11 protein-coding genes are annotated in these 17,000 nt (G+C 43.1%); 1 reads left to right on the top strand and 10 read right to left on the bottom strand.

The window, feature by feature from the left end:
• From MMU05_RS16170 to MMU05_RS16155, 4 genes are all read right to left on the bottom strand, one after another.
• The gene (locus tag MMU05_RS16170) at positions 1-579 is read right to left on the bottom strand and encodes a helix-turn-helix domain-containing protein (protein ID WP_241142720.1); all 579 of its coding nucleotides are present in this window, start codon (positions 577-579) and stop codon (positions 1-3) included.
• A 38-nt stretch (positions 580-617) separates the two neighbouring features.
• Positions 618-1,742, bottom strand: coding sequence for a TIGR03364 family FAD-dependent oxidoreductase (locus MMU05_RS16165; RefSeq protein ID WP_241142719.1), 1,125 nt, complete (start codon positions 1,740-1,742; stop codon positions 618-620).
• Positions 1,743-1,745: 3 nt separating this feature from the next.
• A complete protein-coding gene (locus MMU05_RS16160; RefSeq protein ID WP_241142718.1) occupies positions 1,746-3,068 on the bottom strand; it encodes a DUF5690 family protein in 1,323 nt (440 codons plus the stop codon).
• An 80-nt stretch (positions 3,069-3,148) separates the two neighbouring features.
• Entirely contained in the window at positions 3,149-3,844 is a 696-nt protein-coding gene (locus MMU05_RS16155; protein WP_241142717.1) for an HAD-IA family hydrolase, read from the bottom strand.
• Between the two features lie 302 nt (positions 3,845-4,146).
• Between MMU05_RS16155 and MMU05_RS16150 the strand changes: the two genes are divergently transcribed.
• A complete protein-coding gene (locus MMU05_RS16150) occupies positions 4,147-4,716 on the top strand; it encodes an HD domain-containing protein (protein ID WP_241142716.1) in 570 nt (189 codons plus the stop codon).
• A 1-nt stretch (position 4,717) separates the two neighbouring features.
• On the opposite strand, the gene MMU05_RS16145 is transcribed toward MMU05_RS16150, so the two are convergent.
• From MMU05_RS16145 to MMU05_RS16120, 6 genes are all read right to left on the bottom strand, one after another.
• Positions 4,718-6,370: a metallophosphoesterase family protein gene (locus MMU05_RS16145; RefSeq protein ID WP_241142715.1), complete on the bottom strand. Its 1,653-nt coding sequence runs from the start codon at positions 6,368-6,370 to the stop codon at positions 4,718-4,720.
• Positions 6,367-7,458, bottom strand: a complete 1,092-nt coding sequence (locus MMU05_RS16140) for a phosphoglyceromutase (protein WP_241142714.1) — start codon at positions 7,456-7,458, stop codon at positions 6,367-6,369. Before MMU05_RS16140 ends, MMU05_RS16145 begins: the two co-directional genes overlap by 4 nt.
• Positions 7,455-10,004 (bottom strand): phosphocholine-specific phospholipase C, encoded by a 2,550-nt coding sequence (locus tag MMU05_RS16135; protein WP_241142713.1) that lies wholly within the window; start codon positions 10,002-10,004, stop codon positions 7,455-7,457. The genes MMU05_RS16140 and MMU05_RS16135 overlap by 4 nt, the downstream gene beginning before the upstream one ends.
• 72 nt (positions 10,005-10,076) lie before the next feature.
• Positions 10,077-11,633 carry a SusD/RagB family nutrient-binding outer membrane lipoprotein gene (locus tag MMU05_RS16130; protein WP_241142712.1) on the bottom strand — a complete coding sequence of 519 codons (1,557 nt, stop codon included), beginning with the start codon at positions 11,631-11,633 and terminating at the stop codon, positions 10,077-10,079.
• Between the two features lie 28 nt (positions 11,634-11,661).
• Positions 11,662-14,880 (bottom strand): SusC/RagA family TonB-linked outer membrane protein, encoded by a 3,219-nt coding sequence (locus tag MMU05_RS16125; protein WP_241142711.1) that lies wholly within the window; start codon positions 14,878-14,880, stop codon positions 11,662-11,664.
• A 679-nt stretch (positions 14,881-15,559) separates the two neighbouring features.
• The gene (locus MMU05_RS16120) at positions 15,560-16,888 is read right to left on the bottom strand and encodes a DEAD/DEAH box helicase (protein ID WP_241142710.1); all 1,329 of its coding nucleotides are present in this window, start codon (positions 16,886-16,888) and stop codon (positions 15,560-15,562) included.
• Between the last annotated feature and the right edge of the window lie 112 nt (positions 16,889-17,000).

Genomic DNA, 17,000 nt, shown 5'->3' with positions numbered 1-17,000 from the left:
TTATTCCATATTTTCAAAGAAATAAACAACGAGCATCCTTACTATTTCCTTTCCTTCATTGACGGGATTGTGCTCCAATCGTCCGTCAAAAAGCATGGAATCTCCTTCAAAAAGTTCGACGGTCTGATCCCGGAAAATGTATTTGACGGTGCCCTGAAGGATATATTTGAATTCAAACGCATCGGTGGTCACAAAATTCCTGACCGAACCAGGAATGATTTCCAACAAAACAAAATCGACTGCTCCGGATTTGATTTTTCTTGTAAATATCCGCTCATACTGATAGCCTGAGGCAGGTTCTTTTTCGAATTTGCTATACTCTTCTTTTCTGAGAACCAAAACAGGAGCTTCCCTGCCGTCCAGACTGAGGTCATTGAAAAAGAAGTTAAGGTCAACTTCAAGTGCCCGGATAATCTGCATCAGGACAAGTAAGGAGGGTAGCGTCCTGGAATTTTCGATTTGGGAGATCAAGCCCTTTGTGACGCCTGCCCTTTCGGCGATTTCCTGAATAGTAAGATTTTTGTCTTTTCTGATGCTTTTGATCTTTTGGCTGATCTGAACCAAGATTTCGTTTTCCATGATGAAAAATAGCAGGATATCTAAATATACCCTAGTCCTTAGCTGATTTTCTCCACCACTTCTTCACCGAGTCCGAATGACAAAGTCATCCCTGCCCCGCCCATGCCATTGACTATCCAGACTTGAGGATTGACCTTATGGATAAATTCAGTTGCTCCATTGGTCATTTTGGGATAAATCCCATGCCAGGAAGATTCCAAAGTCCAGTCCTTGAAGGCTGAAAAAGTCTTCAAAAAATCAGTGATTTTTTTGTTGATATCTTCCCTGTCAAACGGATCCAAATGCCTGCCATACTCGTGGCTGTCACCGATGGTCAGTTGGCCATTTCCATTTTGGGAAACCATCACATGGATACCCAAATCCAATAAATCCGGATATTGTTCCTCATAAACCTTCTTGAGCTTGGCCAATGAAGGTGCAACATGAAATCCTTTGTAATGGATAAAGCTCAGGCCTGCACAAAGCGGCGGTCCTATACGCCAATTCTCCGGTTGCTTGGCAAGGCGCATCATTTGAAGTTTACATTTGGTGATAGGAGTGGCATCAAAAATTTCGGGATACAAAGTTTCAAAATCTGCGCCGCTACATACAAAAACCTGATCTGCTTCCCAGGTTTGGTTTCCTGAACTGACTTTGTTTCCGTTGATTTCAATGATTGCCTTATTCCATTCAAAGGCCACATTTTCTAAAGATTCAAGGTAAGCAGCTGTTTGCCAGATGGCCTCCCGGGGATCTACTATCACTTCCTCTTCTGTCCAAAGTGCACCTTTGAGCCCATTTACGATTGCCGCCTGACTTTTCTCTGCGGTCTGTGCGGGATTTAAATGAAAGGCTGATTTGATGCCCTGCATCGCAGCCACATATTCTTCGACCACCTGATTTTCCAAGTCGGTATATGCAAGGTGTAATGACCCGGTTTCTTCCGCCCAGAATTTCGCTTTTTTGCTCATCTCAAGCCAAATCGATCTTGACCGCATCGCCCTGTCAAAGGTTGCACCTTGAGCCTGTCCCACAGGCCATACCATTCCAAAATTCCGGATGGATGCACCAACCGGTTTGGGATTTCTTTCGATGACGGTGACTTTCCAACCTTTGTTTGAAAGTGCTCTTGTGACTGCCAATCCGACGATTCCTGAGCCAATGACGATTGCTGATGGTTGCATGGTTTATATTTTTGAAGCCAAAGAAATGTTTTCAACGATTTCCGACTCGAAGGTTTTTGTTTTTCTTTTAAAATACCATAATGTAAAAAGCATCATTCCTGTCCCGATACTCAACATAACCAAGATGCCTTGGGTATAGAAAAGGTGCCAGCTCATGTTCTGTAAGATGCCAAACTGTTTGATGGTGACAATCCCCACCGAACCCAAATAGCCGAAACTGTCCGCTAGGTACATCAGGAATCCCACATTTCCGGCAGATTTGAAAGAAGCGATCAATCTGTCAAACAAAAGACAGTTGAACGGAATGTAGCCCATATAAATCCCTGTGCCAGTCAAGACAACCCAAAGAAAGGGTGGAATAACTTCCATCTGAAGCAGAATAGTAGCACCAACGGCCAAAACAAGTCCGGCCATGATGATCCAATGATACATGAACAGCGCCTTTTGGTTGTTTTTGACCAAAACCAAAAGGGCCATCATGACCAAAAGAACTAGGGTAATTGGGATTTCTGTTTGGGTAAGTAGCTCAGGATTGACATTGATTCCCATTGTTTCCCAGATTTCCACTGCAAAATTATCGCGTATATCACGGAGGGCCGTAAGCACGACATAGACCAAGACAAGAATGATAATTCCCGGCTTGAACGCATTGAAGAAATCAACTCTTTCTTTTTTGGACATGGGCGTGCGGACAGAGCGCAGGGCCACGTCTTCATGATTGGGTGGAGGAGTCTGATTGAGTAAAATAACCGAAATCACAAGCAAAGGCATGAAAATTCCACCCGTCCAAAATGGCATCCAAAGTTCGGAAACATGCCATTCGTCCATGAGGTACTTGCCGATTGTTTTGACCAAACCGGAGGAGAATACAAAACTGACAGCTAAGACACTGCCCATCATTTCAGTGAATTTTCTCCCTTCCAGGTAATGGAAAACCAGTCCCCAAATCAATCCCAAAGGAAATCCATTGACCAAAAAACAAAGGATATTGAATGGTGCAGGTAGTACCGCAAAACCCAACAATCCCATCCATGAAACGCCGATCAAAGTTAAAATCAAAACCGCCCGTCTTTCGGGTTTGAGTTCTGATATCATCTTGATGCCATAGAATTTACTCGCCATGTAGCCGAAAGTCTGCGCCAATATCAACCAGACTTTCAGGTCCATTCCCATAAATAACTCCCCCTCAAAAGTCGCCGCCGCAAAAGGCTTTCTAAAGGCATACATGCTGCTGTAGGTCAAAAAAGCCATCACTGCCGCAAACAAACTCATACTGAAGTTGCTGCTTTGGGCAAGTTTTTTGGAGACAAAAGGTAGCTGCAGCATGGGAGAAAAAAGAAGTCTTAGTGGTTTTCTAGGAAACACTCAAAGGGTTCGGAACCCTTGGAGTGTTTATGTGAATATGATTATTGATCGACCAAGTCCAGGATTTCTGTCAATGAATTCACGATGTGGGAAGGGTGATGCTTCAAAAGTTCTTCTTCAGAAAAAGCACCTGTGGTAACGGCAATGCTCATCAGGCAACCTGCGTTGTGTCCTTCATGGACATCAACTTCGGTATCGCCGATTTTGATGACTTCTTTGGGGTCAGTAATCCCGAATCTATCCATCATCACTTGGATCATGTCGGGATACGGTCTGCCTCTTGCCACTTCATCGCTGCACACCGAGATGTCAATCATAGGAGAATTTAGCCAGCCAACCCTTTTCAAAATCACATCTGTAATATCCCTGCTGAAACCAGTGTCAAGGCCGATTTTGATTCCTTTTCTCCGAAGTGAATTGAATGTCTCTTCCGCATCATCCATAGGCACTATGCCGGGAGCATGACGGTAATAATCGATCATGTTTTGGACAAAATCCTCGTGTATGGCATCGATGAGGTCCGCAGTGATACTTGCTTTATCGCTTATATGATTGGAAAGAATTGCTTGAATCGCCAAAGGTTTTGGATAGCCCATTTTTTCATTAGCTTCCGCAAGAGTGACATTTTCAAATCCATGATTCAGAAAAGCATGCTGGAAAGATCCGGCAACATTGCTATTGTCCTTGATCGTGGTTCCGGCAATGTCAAAAACTGCGAGTTTGATGGCTTTTTTCATGAGGAATATTGTTGGACTTGAAATTTAAAGGGTGAAAAAGAAAGTTAACCTTCCTTATTTTTAATGGTTGCAAACAAACATAAGTTTAGCAAAAATAAACCTTGTGCCTTTATTTGTCAAAAAATATGCAGTTACTATTGTGTTAACATTTAAATTATGATTATTTATTTAGTCTTATTTAATGATTCCATGCTATGATTGCTCCTAGATTCGATATTTTCTTATTTAACCTTTTCTTAATTTAACTTTCGTCTTGAATCAAAATAGATAGATTAATTTAGTATTTATAAACATTCAACAAAATGAAGAATTCCCTTTCCAAGGAAGAAAGAGTCAATATGGTTTTTGACTTGTATGATAAATTTGGGCATGCAGATTATATAGGTGAACCCGTTTCCCAGATTGAACATATGTGCCAATCCGCCCAACTTGCCCAAAAAGAAGGTTATGACAACGAAGTGATTTTAGCAGCTTTTTTCCATGATTTGGGACATTTGTTTGCCATGGACCGACAGCTTGAAAATATGGGAGGTTTTGGTGTCAAGCGGCACGAACAGATCGGAGCGGATTTTTTGAGAGAAGTCGGTTTCCCTGAGAAAATAGCCAAGCTTGTCGAAAACCATGTACAGGCAAAGCGCTACCTGACTTTCAAATTCCCCGAATACCTTCAAAAGCTGTCTGAGGCAAGCCTGATGACTTTGGGTTACCAAGGTGGCGTCATGTCATCGGAAGAAGCAGAGGCTTTTGAAGAAGACCCTTTGTTTGAGCTTTCTCTCAAAATGAGAACTTGGGATGAATTGGCCAAAGAGGAAGAAATCCCTGTACCGGATTTGGGATATTTAAAGGAAATGGCTCTGAAAGTAATCGATTGACTTATTTCTCTAACGAAAAAGAGTCGATCACTTTTCCTGATTGGTTGATGGCATTGAATTCAAGTCTTTTGTTTGTAGCCTCAATCCAACCAAAATGATGCTCACGAATGAGCTTGTCCATTATCGGATATTCTTCTTTTTTGTCTTCAGGTTCCAAGCCACCGCCCGCGCCCCCAATGATCAAAAATGCCGTCTTTCCATTTTGATGATCCAAGATCAACCTTTCGTAATCATGGGTATGGCCTGAAACCACCAAATCAACATTACCTGATTCCCACCCAGGCCTTAATAGATTCTCAATACTTTTCTCCCCATGATACCCCATCCAACCTTGACTGAATGGGGGCTGATGAACCAATATGATTTTCCAGGCAGCATCATTCCATTTTTTAGATTTGATTTCTTGATGAAACCATTCGTATTGCTCCGTATTGGCTGGAATCCCGACGGGAAAGTTTTCGTTTGGGTCCAAGGCAATAAAAGCGCAGGGTCCATCTTGCCATGAAAAGTAGTTTTTTTGGCTTTCGGCTTTGAGCACCTTTCGGAAAGCTTCCGGAATCCATGTTTGATATGAACCATCATAATCATGGTTTCCCAGCAGCAAATAATGGGGAACTGCAATAGGGGAGAGGTATTGAAGCAATTTTTGGTATTCACTTTCCAGTCTTCCATTTCCCACCAAATCCCCGATTCCTATGGTAAAATCAGGATTTTTTCCTCTTACCTGCTGAAGAATACTTTCAAATTCTGCCCATCCGCCTTGACTGTCAGCCCAAAGGGCAAAGTTTATTTGGGATTTTGATTCCTTTGTAGGAGCCGCGAAAACCGGAGATTGGGTTTTGGACAATTCAAACCTGAAAAACTGGGCTTTCTTTTTGGGTAAAAAAGCAGAATAGGTACCCTCTGTTTCTGTTGCTAAAGTAGAAAAATGCATGTCTGTGGAGTCAGGACCAAAATACAGCCATGATTCGTGTCCTTTTTCCCCAGTCCATCGGATCAGATAATCGTCTTTGTCAAATGGTAAAATGACCGGATCTGAATACCAAATAGGGAATTCTTGGAACTTATCGGAAGCAAAATCAACCTCTTTAAGTTGGGATTTCGCTTCAAATAATTTTCGCTGCATTTCCTCCGCAAAATCCATTTTGGCTTTTTTCCAAACTCCAATAGGAATCCAATTAACTTGTGTCAGACCGCCAGCCACGGCATTGTTGATTGCCCTGATGGTAATCTTTCCTTTGGTTTTTGGGATTTGGTAGACGTGGTCTTGGTCGGGAAAGATAGGATTTCCTTCTACCCAAACCTGCTGACCATCATCCGCCTTCACGGCCAAAATCCCATTTTCAAGTTCAAATTCCCCCGAATACCAGATATTGGAATTGGGAGTGGGTATGCGGTGAGGTAGATTTACTTCAGCACCTATTTCCAAATCAGGAAAAACAGCTTCCTTTCCACTCAAAGTATCCCAACCGTGGTATTCCCAACCAAAGGACAATTCATGGATTTCTTCTTTTGGTACAAAATCCCAAATAGAACCCATCGGCTTGTCTTTCCAATAGGACATGAGAGAGGAAGAAAAAGTCGGTTTTATTTCCTGCTCTTTTGGCTGGCATCCACTCAAAACAAGGAAGACGATGAAAACCTTAAGTCTCATTTCCCCATAATTGCAGGAATGACATTGCCTGCTTTTGCCACAGGATATTGAAATCCCAATAATTCTACCATCGTCCTAGCTATTTGCATGGCATAGGTTTGGCCTTCTTTTTTCACTTCACCCAAAGCCGGAGTATCAGGTCCAATGGCTGCAATCCAGATTTCGTCCGAATTAGGGGTATTGACAGAATGGCTTTTCCAATTGACTTTTGGATATACCCCGCGTCCATGGTCAGTCATGATGACCATAGTGGTTTTACCTTTGTATTGTGGATCATTTTGGACAAAATCCCAGATCTCACGGATGTACGCATCTGTCTGTCTTGCGGAGAGCAAGTATTGGTCGTATCTGTCGTCGTGGCTGTAGTCGTCTGTCTCGCCATATCCGATATAAAGGACTTTTGGCTTTCTTGTTTTCAACTCCTCCATTGCATAATGTTGGGTGAAAAAGTCTAACCTCACACCGCCCCAAGGACCACGTATCTCGTCTTGTGCACGGTTTAGGAATGTCTCAATTTCAGTCAAATCTTCACCTTGGGCTTTTTCAAATCCCGCATTCAGTTTCAATCCATTTCTGTCTCTATTGAGGATAGCAGGAAAAACATCCCAAGATGCAAAAGCTGCAATACTGTTTTCAAAACCTTGCTGCTTTTGTAGGAACTCCAAGAAATTGGGATTTGGGTTATTTTCCTTGCTGTTGCTGTTGATGCGCTCATCGTCTGGATATCCGGCAAAAATCTCATTGTAGCAGGGTTTGGAAAAAACCATCCTGTTTTTGTCATTCACCTTGCTGCCAAGTTTTCTGTTGCCATGCAGTTGACCTTCTTTTGCGATGACATTCCAAAAGAATGGCATCAAAGTTTCCCTTCGGACTTTCGGGTCGAGGTGCCAAAAGGTTTCTGTGAGTTTTTCGGGATCCTGTGCATATTTAGTATCTACTACCAAAAGAGAGTCTGCGCCGGAAAATACCTCCTGCCATCTCAGACCATCCAGTGTAATAAAGATCAGGTTTTCCGTTTTGAAGTTTTGCGCGGAAATGTTAAAAGCCAGGGCAAAGAAAAAAAGTCCGGTTAGATATATCTTTTTCATACGTTAAAGGAATTGCTTTCAAGTGTAAGGTTTCCCATCTGCGGGTCTGTTTTAGAAGGCAATCCTGTTTCTATTCTTCCTGCAAGTCTTCTTTCGAAAAACTCATTGCCTTTGATTATCAAAGCATAATCATACCAACCAAAGCTTTTATTGGTCTCCAAGGTGATAGTTTTCTCAGCGTTCGGGTTTATTGAAATTTCCGTCTGAGCTTTTCCATAGGCTTGATCTTCCAAGACCAAGTCCAGGTTTTTGACCTTGTCGTGGTTATTGATAGTGAGAATCAACTTGGGGTTTTTTGGATCTTTGAGGTCGTATGTTGCACTGACTTCTACCAAAGGTTCGTTTCTCATGCCTTTGAAGCTTCTGTAAAATCCATTAGGGCCATAAGCATCCAGGTGGTATTGTCCGTTTTCAAAATTGACCAATGGCCATTGGTAATCCAGGTCTGTTCCCGGCTCTAAAGCAAAAGACCAGACTTTCATCGGCAACCATTTGCCGTTTTCCAAATATTTGGCAGGAGCATAAACTTGGAATGGTACTCCTGCTGTCTTTTTCCCAAATACTTTATCAGAATTTTGAAAAACTATCCTGAATGATTGCTGAAAATAATCCATTGCCCCATCAAGGTATAATTCGTAAGGAAGCGCATTGGAATTTCTTGTGCCGGCTTCCTGCTTGGGCAGGACTTTGGATTTTCTCCCGGTTTTTTTGACAGCTTGGATTTCTTCTGATTTCAAAGGACCGAAGTTGTCAGGCAGGTTTTTGAAACTCGCTTGGTGGATCATTTTCATAAATTCTTGCTGTACTACTGGTTTTGGAAAATCTATTTTCTCGCCATCATAAGGTCTGAAAGCAGAAGTGAGGTCACCGCAAACGGTCCTTCTCCAACTGCTGATATTTTCTTCTGTGATGTCTTTTCCGGTTTTGTGTTTGAGAAATTTCTCCAAAAACATCAGGGGAGAAGTCAGGTCACAGACTTCTGAGTTGACCCAACCGCCGCGCGTCCAAGGGGAGGCGATGATCAGCGGAACTCTATAACCCAAACCAATCGGACTTTGGCGGGCATTTTCAGGCTTCATTCCGGGTTTGGAAAGTTCCTCTTCCAAGGTTACAAATTCATCTTTGGTCTGAATGCCTTCAGTTACTTTTCCGGAATTTGGATCTGTAGGATGCGGGGCGACAAAAGGAGGGATATGGTCAAAATAACCATCGTTCTCGTCGTAGTTCAGTATAAAAATGGTCTTCTTCCAGACTTCAGGGTTTTCGGTCAGGATGTTCATTGCCTCGGAGACATACCATGCGCCATACCAAGGGGCTGATGGATGGTCAGAGAATTTTTGCGGAGCAACCAGCCAAGATACTGTCGGGAGTTTTCCTTCTTTGACATCTTTGCGGAATTCGTGGAGGATGTCGCCCTTAGGGATTCTTGTTTTGAAAGTTTCCCCATCTTTTTCATATTCCATCCATTCTGTCTGGCGAAAATCAGGATCCTCAGCATTGATCGTAAATGCTTTATTGTGGAGGTTTTTCTCTGATTCGGAAAGCTTGTCAAAGTTGTCCGGATGATACTTGACCAAGGTTGCTTGGACATACGCCAATTTGGTTTTGTTTTCTTCCAATGCTATTTCCATTCCATCGACCGGATTGGATTTCATAGTACGCTCAAGTTGGTTGATGGATTCTTGGAGTTCTTTTTCTGCTTTCTGTAAAAATGGGTAGTGGCTTTTGGCAAAGCGCACGTGGTATTGCTTGAACCACTCCAGGTTATTGTCTGTGAAGTTTGCTAAAAGTGATTCGTCTTCGTCTTCCAATCCCGAAGAAAGGCTGATTTCATTTTGGTAAACCCTCCATGAAACCCGGTTTTCTTCCAATCTTTCAGGATAAGTTTTCCAATCCACTTCTTTGGAATAGGTGGCTTCGGAGTTACGAACAACCGAAAACCCGTCTTTGGGATTCCTGCTTTTTCCTGTCCAAAAATACATCCTGTTGGTCGTGGTGCCGGTCAATGCCGAGCAAAAATGCTGGTCGCAGACCGTAAATGCATCAGCCAATGCATAATAAAAAGGGATATCTTCTCTTTTATAATAGCCCATGCTTAGGGGGATATGGCTGAATTCTTTGTTTCCCGGTCTTTTGGATTCTACCCATCCATCATATTTCCCTTCATTCCGTGCATCAACCTGATCTTCCCAAGAGTGGGGGACTCCACCCATCCAAGTAGATTTTGTATTTAGGATATCTAGGTGAAATGGTTTGTAGATTTTTCCGTCTTTGTCAGGCTGTAGCCAAACGGGCAAGTCATTGGAAAGCTTGATGGCCCTTGGGTCGTTGAAGCCTCGGACTCCCTGAAGAGAACCCAATGCATGGTCAAAAGACCTGTTTTCCTGCATCAAAAACACGATATGCTCCGCATCAAGGAATGTCGTACCTGCCTCGGGGCTGATGGCCATTGCTTTTTGGATGGCTTGGGGGATTCCTCCCCAAAGTGCCATACTTCCTGAAAAAATTGCTGCCTGTTTAAGAAATTCTCTTCTGTTGTTTTTCATGGTATTCTTTAAAACATCCTGCCCGTACCGGGGTGGCCGGTACAGGCAGGAATTTTTCATTGTTCAATATAATTATCTTGCTAAATCCCACCAAACCCGTGTGGTTATTCGGTCCTCACCTTGTCTGCTTAATGCTGCATTGTAATTTTCCTCATTCAATGCCTGAACAGAAGAAGGATACATAAACCTTCTTGGGACAGTTGGTTCAAATGCAGCCGGACCCGGAACAATCGTAGGGATGCCTGTCCTTCTCCAATCATACCAATTTTCTAAACCGGAGAAATAAAGCGCGATCCATTTTTGTGTTCCGATTTTTGCAAGTTTCTCGGCTTGTGTTCCTGTATAGGAAACACCTGGCTGAGAAAAATACTCATTTCCGATGTTGAGTCTATCCGCAATTTGGGGGAGATTGACAACCCTGTATCTGGCTTCATAATAATCAAAGGAAGCATTGATGCCATTGAGGTAAAATTCTTCTGCTGAACCCGAGGTGATATAACCTCTTTCTCTAGCTTCTGCTAGCAAAAACTGTAATTCAGAATAATTCATGAGTATGGATTGGTAGCCTATTGGGTTTGCACGTGGAGTACAAGCTGCGCAAGTCCAAAGGAAACCTACTCTTGAGATAAAATTTGAACCACCTTTGGCCGGGTCACCTGATGGCGAATATTGCAAAGCTTCTTCATCAGAAAGACCGTTTGGCACCCCGCTGTAATCAGCAGGATTCCCTAATACGCCGGCAGCAGAAGCATTGGTAGGTTGGGCATAGGCGAAAAGCCTCGCATCATTCAATCCTTTTAGGGTAACCTCCATGTTTTTGCTCAACCTGTATTCGTCAAAAGAACCTGATCGGGTGGTGTAGAGGTTGTGCTGATTAGGCACATCAGGCAAATGCTGCAATACCGCATGGTCACCGTTTCCGGTAAAAATCGGGAATTGTGCAGGATTGGCGAGAATTTGCTGAAGTTCAGCTGAAGGATTTTTTCTCAAAGAAATCCTCATCAAAACCCTGATCCGAAGGGAATTGGCAAATTTTTTCCAAGTGGTTATATTTCCTCCGAAAAGAATATCACCACGCACAGCTTCCGTACTTGAACCCAAAAGCTCATTTGCTTCTCTCAAATCTTTCAAGATACCTTCGTAGATCGCTTCCTGAGAATCAAAAACCGGATAGTTGATACCGTCTTTTGCCTGAATAGCCTCCGAATAAGGCAATTCTCCATAAGCGTCTGTCATGAATGCATATTGGACAGCACGGACCACTTTGGCTATGCCCACATAGTTGTTTTGGCCAAGGGGCTCAGAGATTTTGATGATGTTGGCAATGTCCCTTTGGGCATTGAAGAAGCTGCCATAAGGATCACCAAAAGGACCCCAATTGTAGCGGTCTTCATTGGTAAACTGGATTTTGGCGGTGTATTGCATGACCACATTGCCGATGCCCCAAGCCTGACCTGCATGTTGGTTGGCTGTTGTTCTCAGTATGGTCGGTAGCAACAGGGAGGAAGGAACAGTTTCCGGTGAGTTGGGATTGGTGTTGATTTCCTCAAAATCACTTGTACAGGCTGCGAACCAACCCAATTGAAGGGCTAGGAGGGCAGTGAATAGTTTTTTGATATTGGTTTTCATAACAATGTATGTTCAGAAATTTTTCTGGTTAAAACTTAAGGTTGATATTAAACCCAAGACTTCTGGTAGATGGGAAAGCCATATTTTCGACACCCGGCTGTAAAGTTCCGCCGGACATTGCCAATGTTTCCGGATCAAAGTGTGGGTTTTCGGTCCACAGCGCCAGGTTCCGTGCTACAAAAGAGACTTTGATATCCTGGAAAGGAGTCCTGCTGATAAATTCCCTTGGGAAATTGTATCCAAGTGTTACTTCTCTCAGCTTGATATAGGAGGCATCATATTGGGCGGCCTCCACATTGTTTCGCTCATAATAGCGGTTGTGCCAGTTTCGGGAAGTGATCTTGATGGTATTTGGAGTAAAAGAACCGTCAGCATTTTGGATGACACCGGGGCTGATGATACCATTACCTTCTACAGTCAGGTCATATCCGTTTTCCCTTCCAAAAAGTGTTTCTTCCAATTGGCCTGAAGTACTTCCGATCGTTTTGGTCCTCGATACCACTATGCCTCCATACCGGATGTCAAATAGGAACCCTAGGTTGAAGTTTTTGTAAGTAAAGTTGTTTTGGATTCCAAGCATCCAATCAGGATTGTAGTTTCCTCTTAGTTTCAGCTGTGAATCGGTAAGCGGTGTACCGGTGGCATTGTGGATGATCTGTCCAAAGTAAGGGCTGTTTTCATCGGCTACTCTTCTAAATCCAGCTCCATAGATATTCCCCATTCTTTCTCCGATTCTTGCTTGGATAAATGCGCCATTGGTAGCAGTCAAGGTATAGGTGTCCAAACCTTCAGTCAGTTCCAATACCCTTCCTCTGTTGCTGGTAAAGTTGGCAATGACGTCCCAACGGAAGCCGCTTTGTCTTTTGATCGGGTTGGCCAAGGCGACGATTTCAATACCGCGGTTCTGGATTTTTCCGGCGTTGATGATCCTGCTGTTGTATCCTGTGGCAATATCCAAAGTGATCGGGATGATTTGGTCACGGGTAACATTGTCATAATAGGTGACATCCAATCCGAGTCTTCCTTCAAAGAACCTGAGGTCAAGACCAAATTCGGTAGAAGCTGTTCTTTCAGGTCGGAGATCGGCATTGGAAAGAACCGAAGACTCTGTTTTTGCCTGATTAGAACCCCAAGCGATCTGGTTATTGAACACATTGGTCAAGCTAAAGGGGCTTGTGTCATTTCCAACTTCTGCATAGGCAGCCCTCAATTTCACCAAACTGACGCTTCTTGGCATTTGGATCATATCCGAAAGGATAGCACTCAATGTTGCCGAAGGGTAGAAGTAGGAATTGTTGTTGACTGGCAAAGTGGATGACCAGTCATTTCGGCCTGTGATGTCCAAAAACAAAATGTTTTTGAAACCGATCTGCCCAAATCCATAAAGTGAATTGATCTTCTTCTTGGAATTGAATTGGTCAATCTGAAGTGCAACAGCGGTATTGGTCAAATTGTAGATTCCCGGAATCAACAATTCAGGCGCAACAACTTGTTGGAACCTGTTTTCCTGTGACATCAGGTTACCACCGAGTGCGACATTGTAAGTCCAAGTTCCTCTGCCGGTTTCTGAATAGGAAAGCAAGAAATCTGAGTTTCTTTCGCTGAAGAAAATATTGTCTTCCCTGTAATGTCCTCTTGGGAATCTTTGTGTGGAAAATGCCCTTTTTCTATCTCTCAATTCATTGTAAGTGTCAAGACCCGTCCTGACCATCAGATTGAGTTTGTCGGTGATCTTGTAATTCAAAGACACATTACCGAATACCCTGCCTTTTTGCTGCCCGTTGGTGTTTTCATAGACAGTGAAGTAGGGGTTGTCGTGGTAGTTATAATTGTAATTGAACTGCTGAACATCTTCCAAGCCCGGCATCCAATAATCCCTCAGGTTATTGGTATTCACCTGACGGCCATACCAGATCCAGAGGTACATCAAGCTTTCGGTACCGTAGCTGATGTTTGGTCTGTTTCCTGAAGTGGTATTTTGGTAATTGACCGTGGTATTTAAGGTCAATTTTTCAGGAATAATGTTGATACCTGAATTCAGCGCCAAGGTATTTCTCTTCAAATCTGTGTTGGGCACGATTCCTTTTTGGTCCAGGTTGGTCCATGAGAAGCGCACATTGGCTTTTTCATTGTCACCTGCAATAGACACGTTGTTTGCCAAAGTGACACCGGTTTGGAAAAAGTTGTTGATGTTATCCCTATCGGAAACCCACGGCGTTGCATTGATGGTACTTCCGGAAGGTGCATTCAAGTCACCTCCCCTGAATCCAGGAATGTTTCTAGGAGAATCAAATTGGGGAATATTCAAACCTTGGTCCATTTCAGGACCCCAGCTTTCATCGACCCCGTCTGCAATACCGGCACCGGCACCATTGACAAAAGAAAATTGACCATTGTTGCCTTGTCCATATTTGTCCTGCCACTGCGGCATGACGAGCGGACTATCAAATGTTGTATTGGAATTGATGGTTACTCCAAATCCTTTTTTGCCTTTTCCGGATTTGGTAGTAATTAGAATTGCGCCGTTGGCAGCTCTTGAACCGTAAAGTGCTGCTGCCGCAGGACCTTTCAAAACTGTCATGGAAGCAATGTCATCGGGATTGATCTCGCCGGCAGAATTGCCATAATCAACTTCTAGGCCGCCCCGTCCCGATGAACCTACGATATTGTTACTGATAGGAATACCGTCCACCACGAATAGCGGTTGGTTGGCATTGATGTTCAAAGATGATTCTCCCCGGATGGTCACCCGTGTGGAGCCTCCCAAAGTACTTGATCCATTGGTGATTTGCACCCCGGCAACACGTCCGCTCAGGGAATTCAAGACATTGGTCTCTCTAGCTTCGGTAAACCTGTCGCCACCCACAGTCTGAACTGCATAGCCCAAAGCCTTGGCATCCCTTTCCATTCCGAGTGCGGTTACGACCACTTCGCCGATTTCAATACCCTCCATCAAAGTAATATTGATGATAGAGGAATTTCCGACCATTCTGTCTATTTTCTCAAAACCAATAAAGGAGAAAGTCAAAGTATCGTTTGGACTTGCCATGATGTTGTACAAACCATCCAGGTCGGCAACTGTGCCCCTGTTGGTTCCTTTGACCAATACACTGGTTCCTGGAAGCGGTTGCCCTGCCGGGTCAGTTACTTTTCCCTCGACCCTTTTTTCTTGGGCGATGGCTGATAGCGTCAATCCGAAAAAAAGGATCAACATCCATCCGACTTGCTGTAATCTTGCCGTTTTCATGTTTTTTTGGTAGAAATGTTTAATAGCTTTAAGTTTAAAAGTTTTACCAAAGCTAAACTTTTGAGAATTTTTGTCAGTTAAGAAAAAGTTAACTTAAAGTGAATTAATTTTATGTTAAATTATAAAAAAACGCCTTTAATCAATCAAAAATCAACATTATTGAGATAATATTGACAGATAGAAAAGGTCTAGTGTTTAGGAATAGTTAGGTTTATGTTAATTAAAAAAGTATATAAATAGTAAACAATAGGGGAGAAAGGATTAAGTACCTGAAAGTACTAAGTACAATGTACCAAGTACGAAGTAGCTAGACAGTGAGAAGTAAAAGGTAAGAGGAACAGGAGGTTTAAAAAATTGGAAGGTTCCTGGGTTGGGAAAGACTGTGGTTTGGAAGTCGCAAAAGAATTGAGTGGGTATATGTGAAATTGGAGATAATTAGGAATACCTCATTGCTATTCTATCGTTCCGTTTTAAGGTTATAATCTCGCACGTTTCGGGATGAGATAAACTAGATTAAGGATATTCAGTTAACCAAATAATCAATTAACCAATTAAACCCAAATCAGTTAACTAATTAACCCTTTAACCAAATAACCAAAATTCCAGACAACCATTACAACAACTATAAAAATTACAACCGATTATAGTGAGATCCTTCGTTCCTCAGGGTGCCGGCACTTTATCTCGCCACCTCAATCTTCACCTTGCTCTTTTTCAGTTTCTCATTCCTGATTTTATCAAGGGTTTTTGCGACTTTGGATCTTTTGACAGCCACATAAGACGAAAAATCCAAAACTGTAATCAATCCGATATCTGAAGTTGTCAGGCCTCCCTTTTGCGTCAGCAAGCCCACAATGTCGCCTTTGGAGATTTTGTCTTTTTTGCCGGCACTGAAATACAGGCATTCAAAGGATGACGGCTGCACTGCTGCCAGAATCTCAGTCACAGAAGTTTCCTCGACGGATTTGTCTATATAATCAGGCAAAACCTCATCATTGGCCAAAATCAGGTAGCCGTTTCCTTCTGCATGCATTCTTGCAGTTCTTCCATTTCGATGTGTGAATGCATCTTTTCGTGGAGGCATCTGATAGTGTACCACATGCATGATCTCCGGAATATCCAGTCCCCTTGAAGCCAGGTCAGTGGCTATCAGTAGGTTATATACGCCACTTCTAAACTTGATGAGATTCTTTTCCCTATCAAGTTGCTCCAAACCTCCATGCAGGACACCGTGTTCAAATCCATTTCCTGTCAGCAGCATGCTAATTCTGTCCACAGCATCTCGGTGGTTGCAAAAAACAAGGCAGGGTTCATTCTGGAATCCTGCTACCAAGCGCATCAATACCTGCACCTTTTCCTTGCTCGAAGTATGGACAAGCTTGAGTTCAAGTTTGGAATCTTCCTCATCCTGTAGGTAATTGACAGTAGTTGGATTACTGAAAGGCAGAAATTCAGGCAACCTGTCCAACACCGTGGCGGAAGTCAGTAAATGCCGTTGGGTCTGTGTTTTCAGTCCTCGGAATATCACACGCAACTGTTCGTGGAAACCCATTTGTAGCGACTTGTCAAATTCATCCAAGATGATCATTTTGATTCCCTGAGTGTCGAAAGATTCTTTTTGCACATGGTCAGAAAGTCTTCCCGGAGTGCCTATCACCACAGCGGGAGCTTCGCTGAGGCTGTTTTGCTCGACCTTCATGGCATGACCTCCATAGACAGTACTTACTTTGAAAGGAGTTTTCATCCCTTTAAAAACCTGCTCGATCTGAATCGCCAACTCCCGTGACGGGACGATGATCAGCGCCTGTACTTCCTTTAGGTCTTCCTGAAGAGAATCTACCAAAGGGATCAGGTAAGCCAAGGTCTTTCCCGAACCAGTTGGTGCCAAGAGCATGATATTGTCTGTTTTGGCAGCACTTTCTATAAAGTCCAATTGCATTTCATTGAATGCATCGATAGAAAGATTCTTTAAAAATCTGGCGTGGGAGGAAGCGGTATTTTCTGACATGGGGCAAAGGTACGGAAATTAAGTTTCAGGGAAGAGTTTAGAATTCCATAGTCCACATTCTATAGTTTTTCAGTTTTCAGTGAGCATTTTTCAGCCACAGTTGACTGTTTTT

Source organism: Cognataquiflexum rubidum, from assembly GCF_022538115.1.
In the GTDB taxonomy this organism is placed as follows: domain Bacteria; phylum Bacteroidota; class Bacteroidia; order Cytophagales; family Cyclobacteriaceae; genus Cognataquiflexum; species Cognataquiflexum rubidum.
This window is presented reverse-complemented; position numbering and strand designations above follow the sequence as displayed.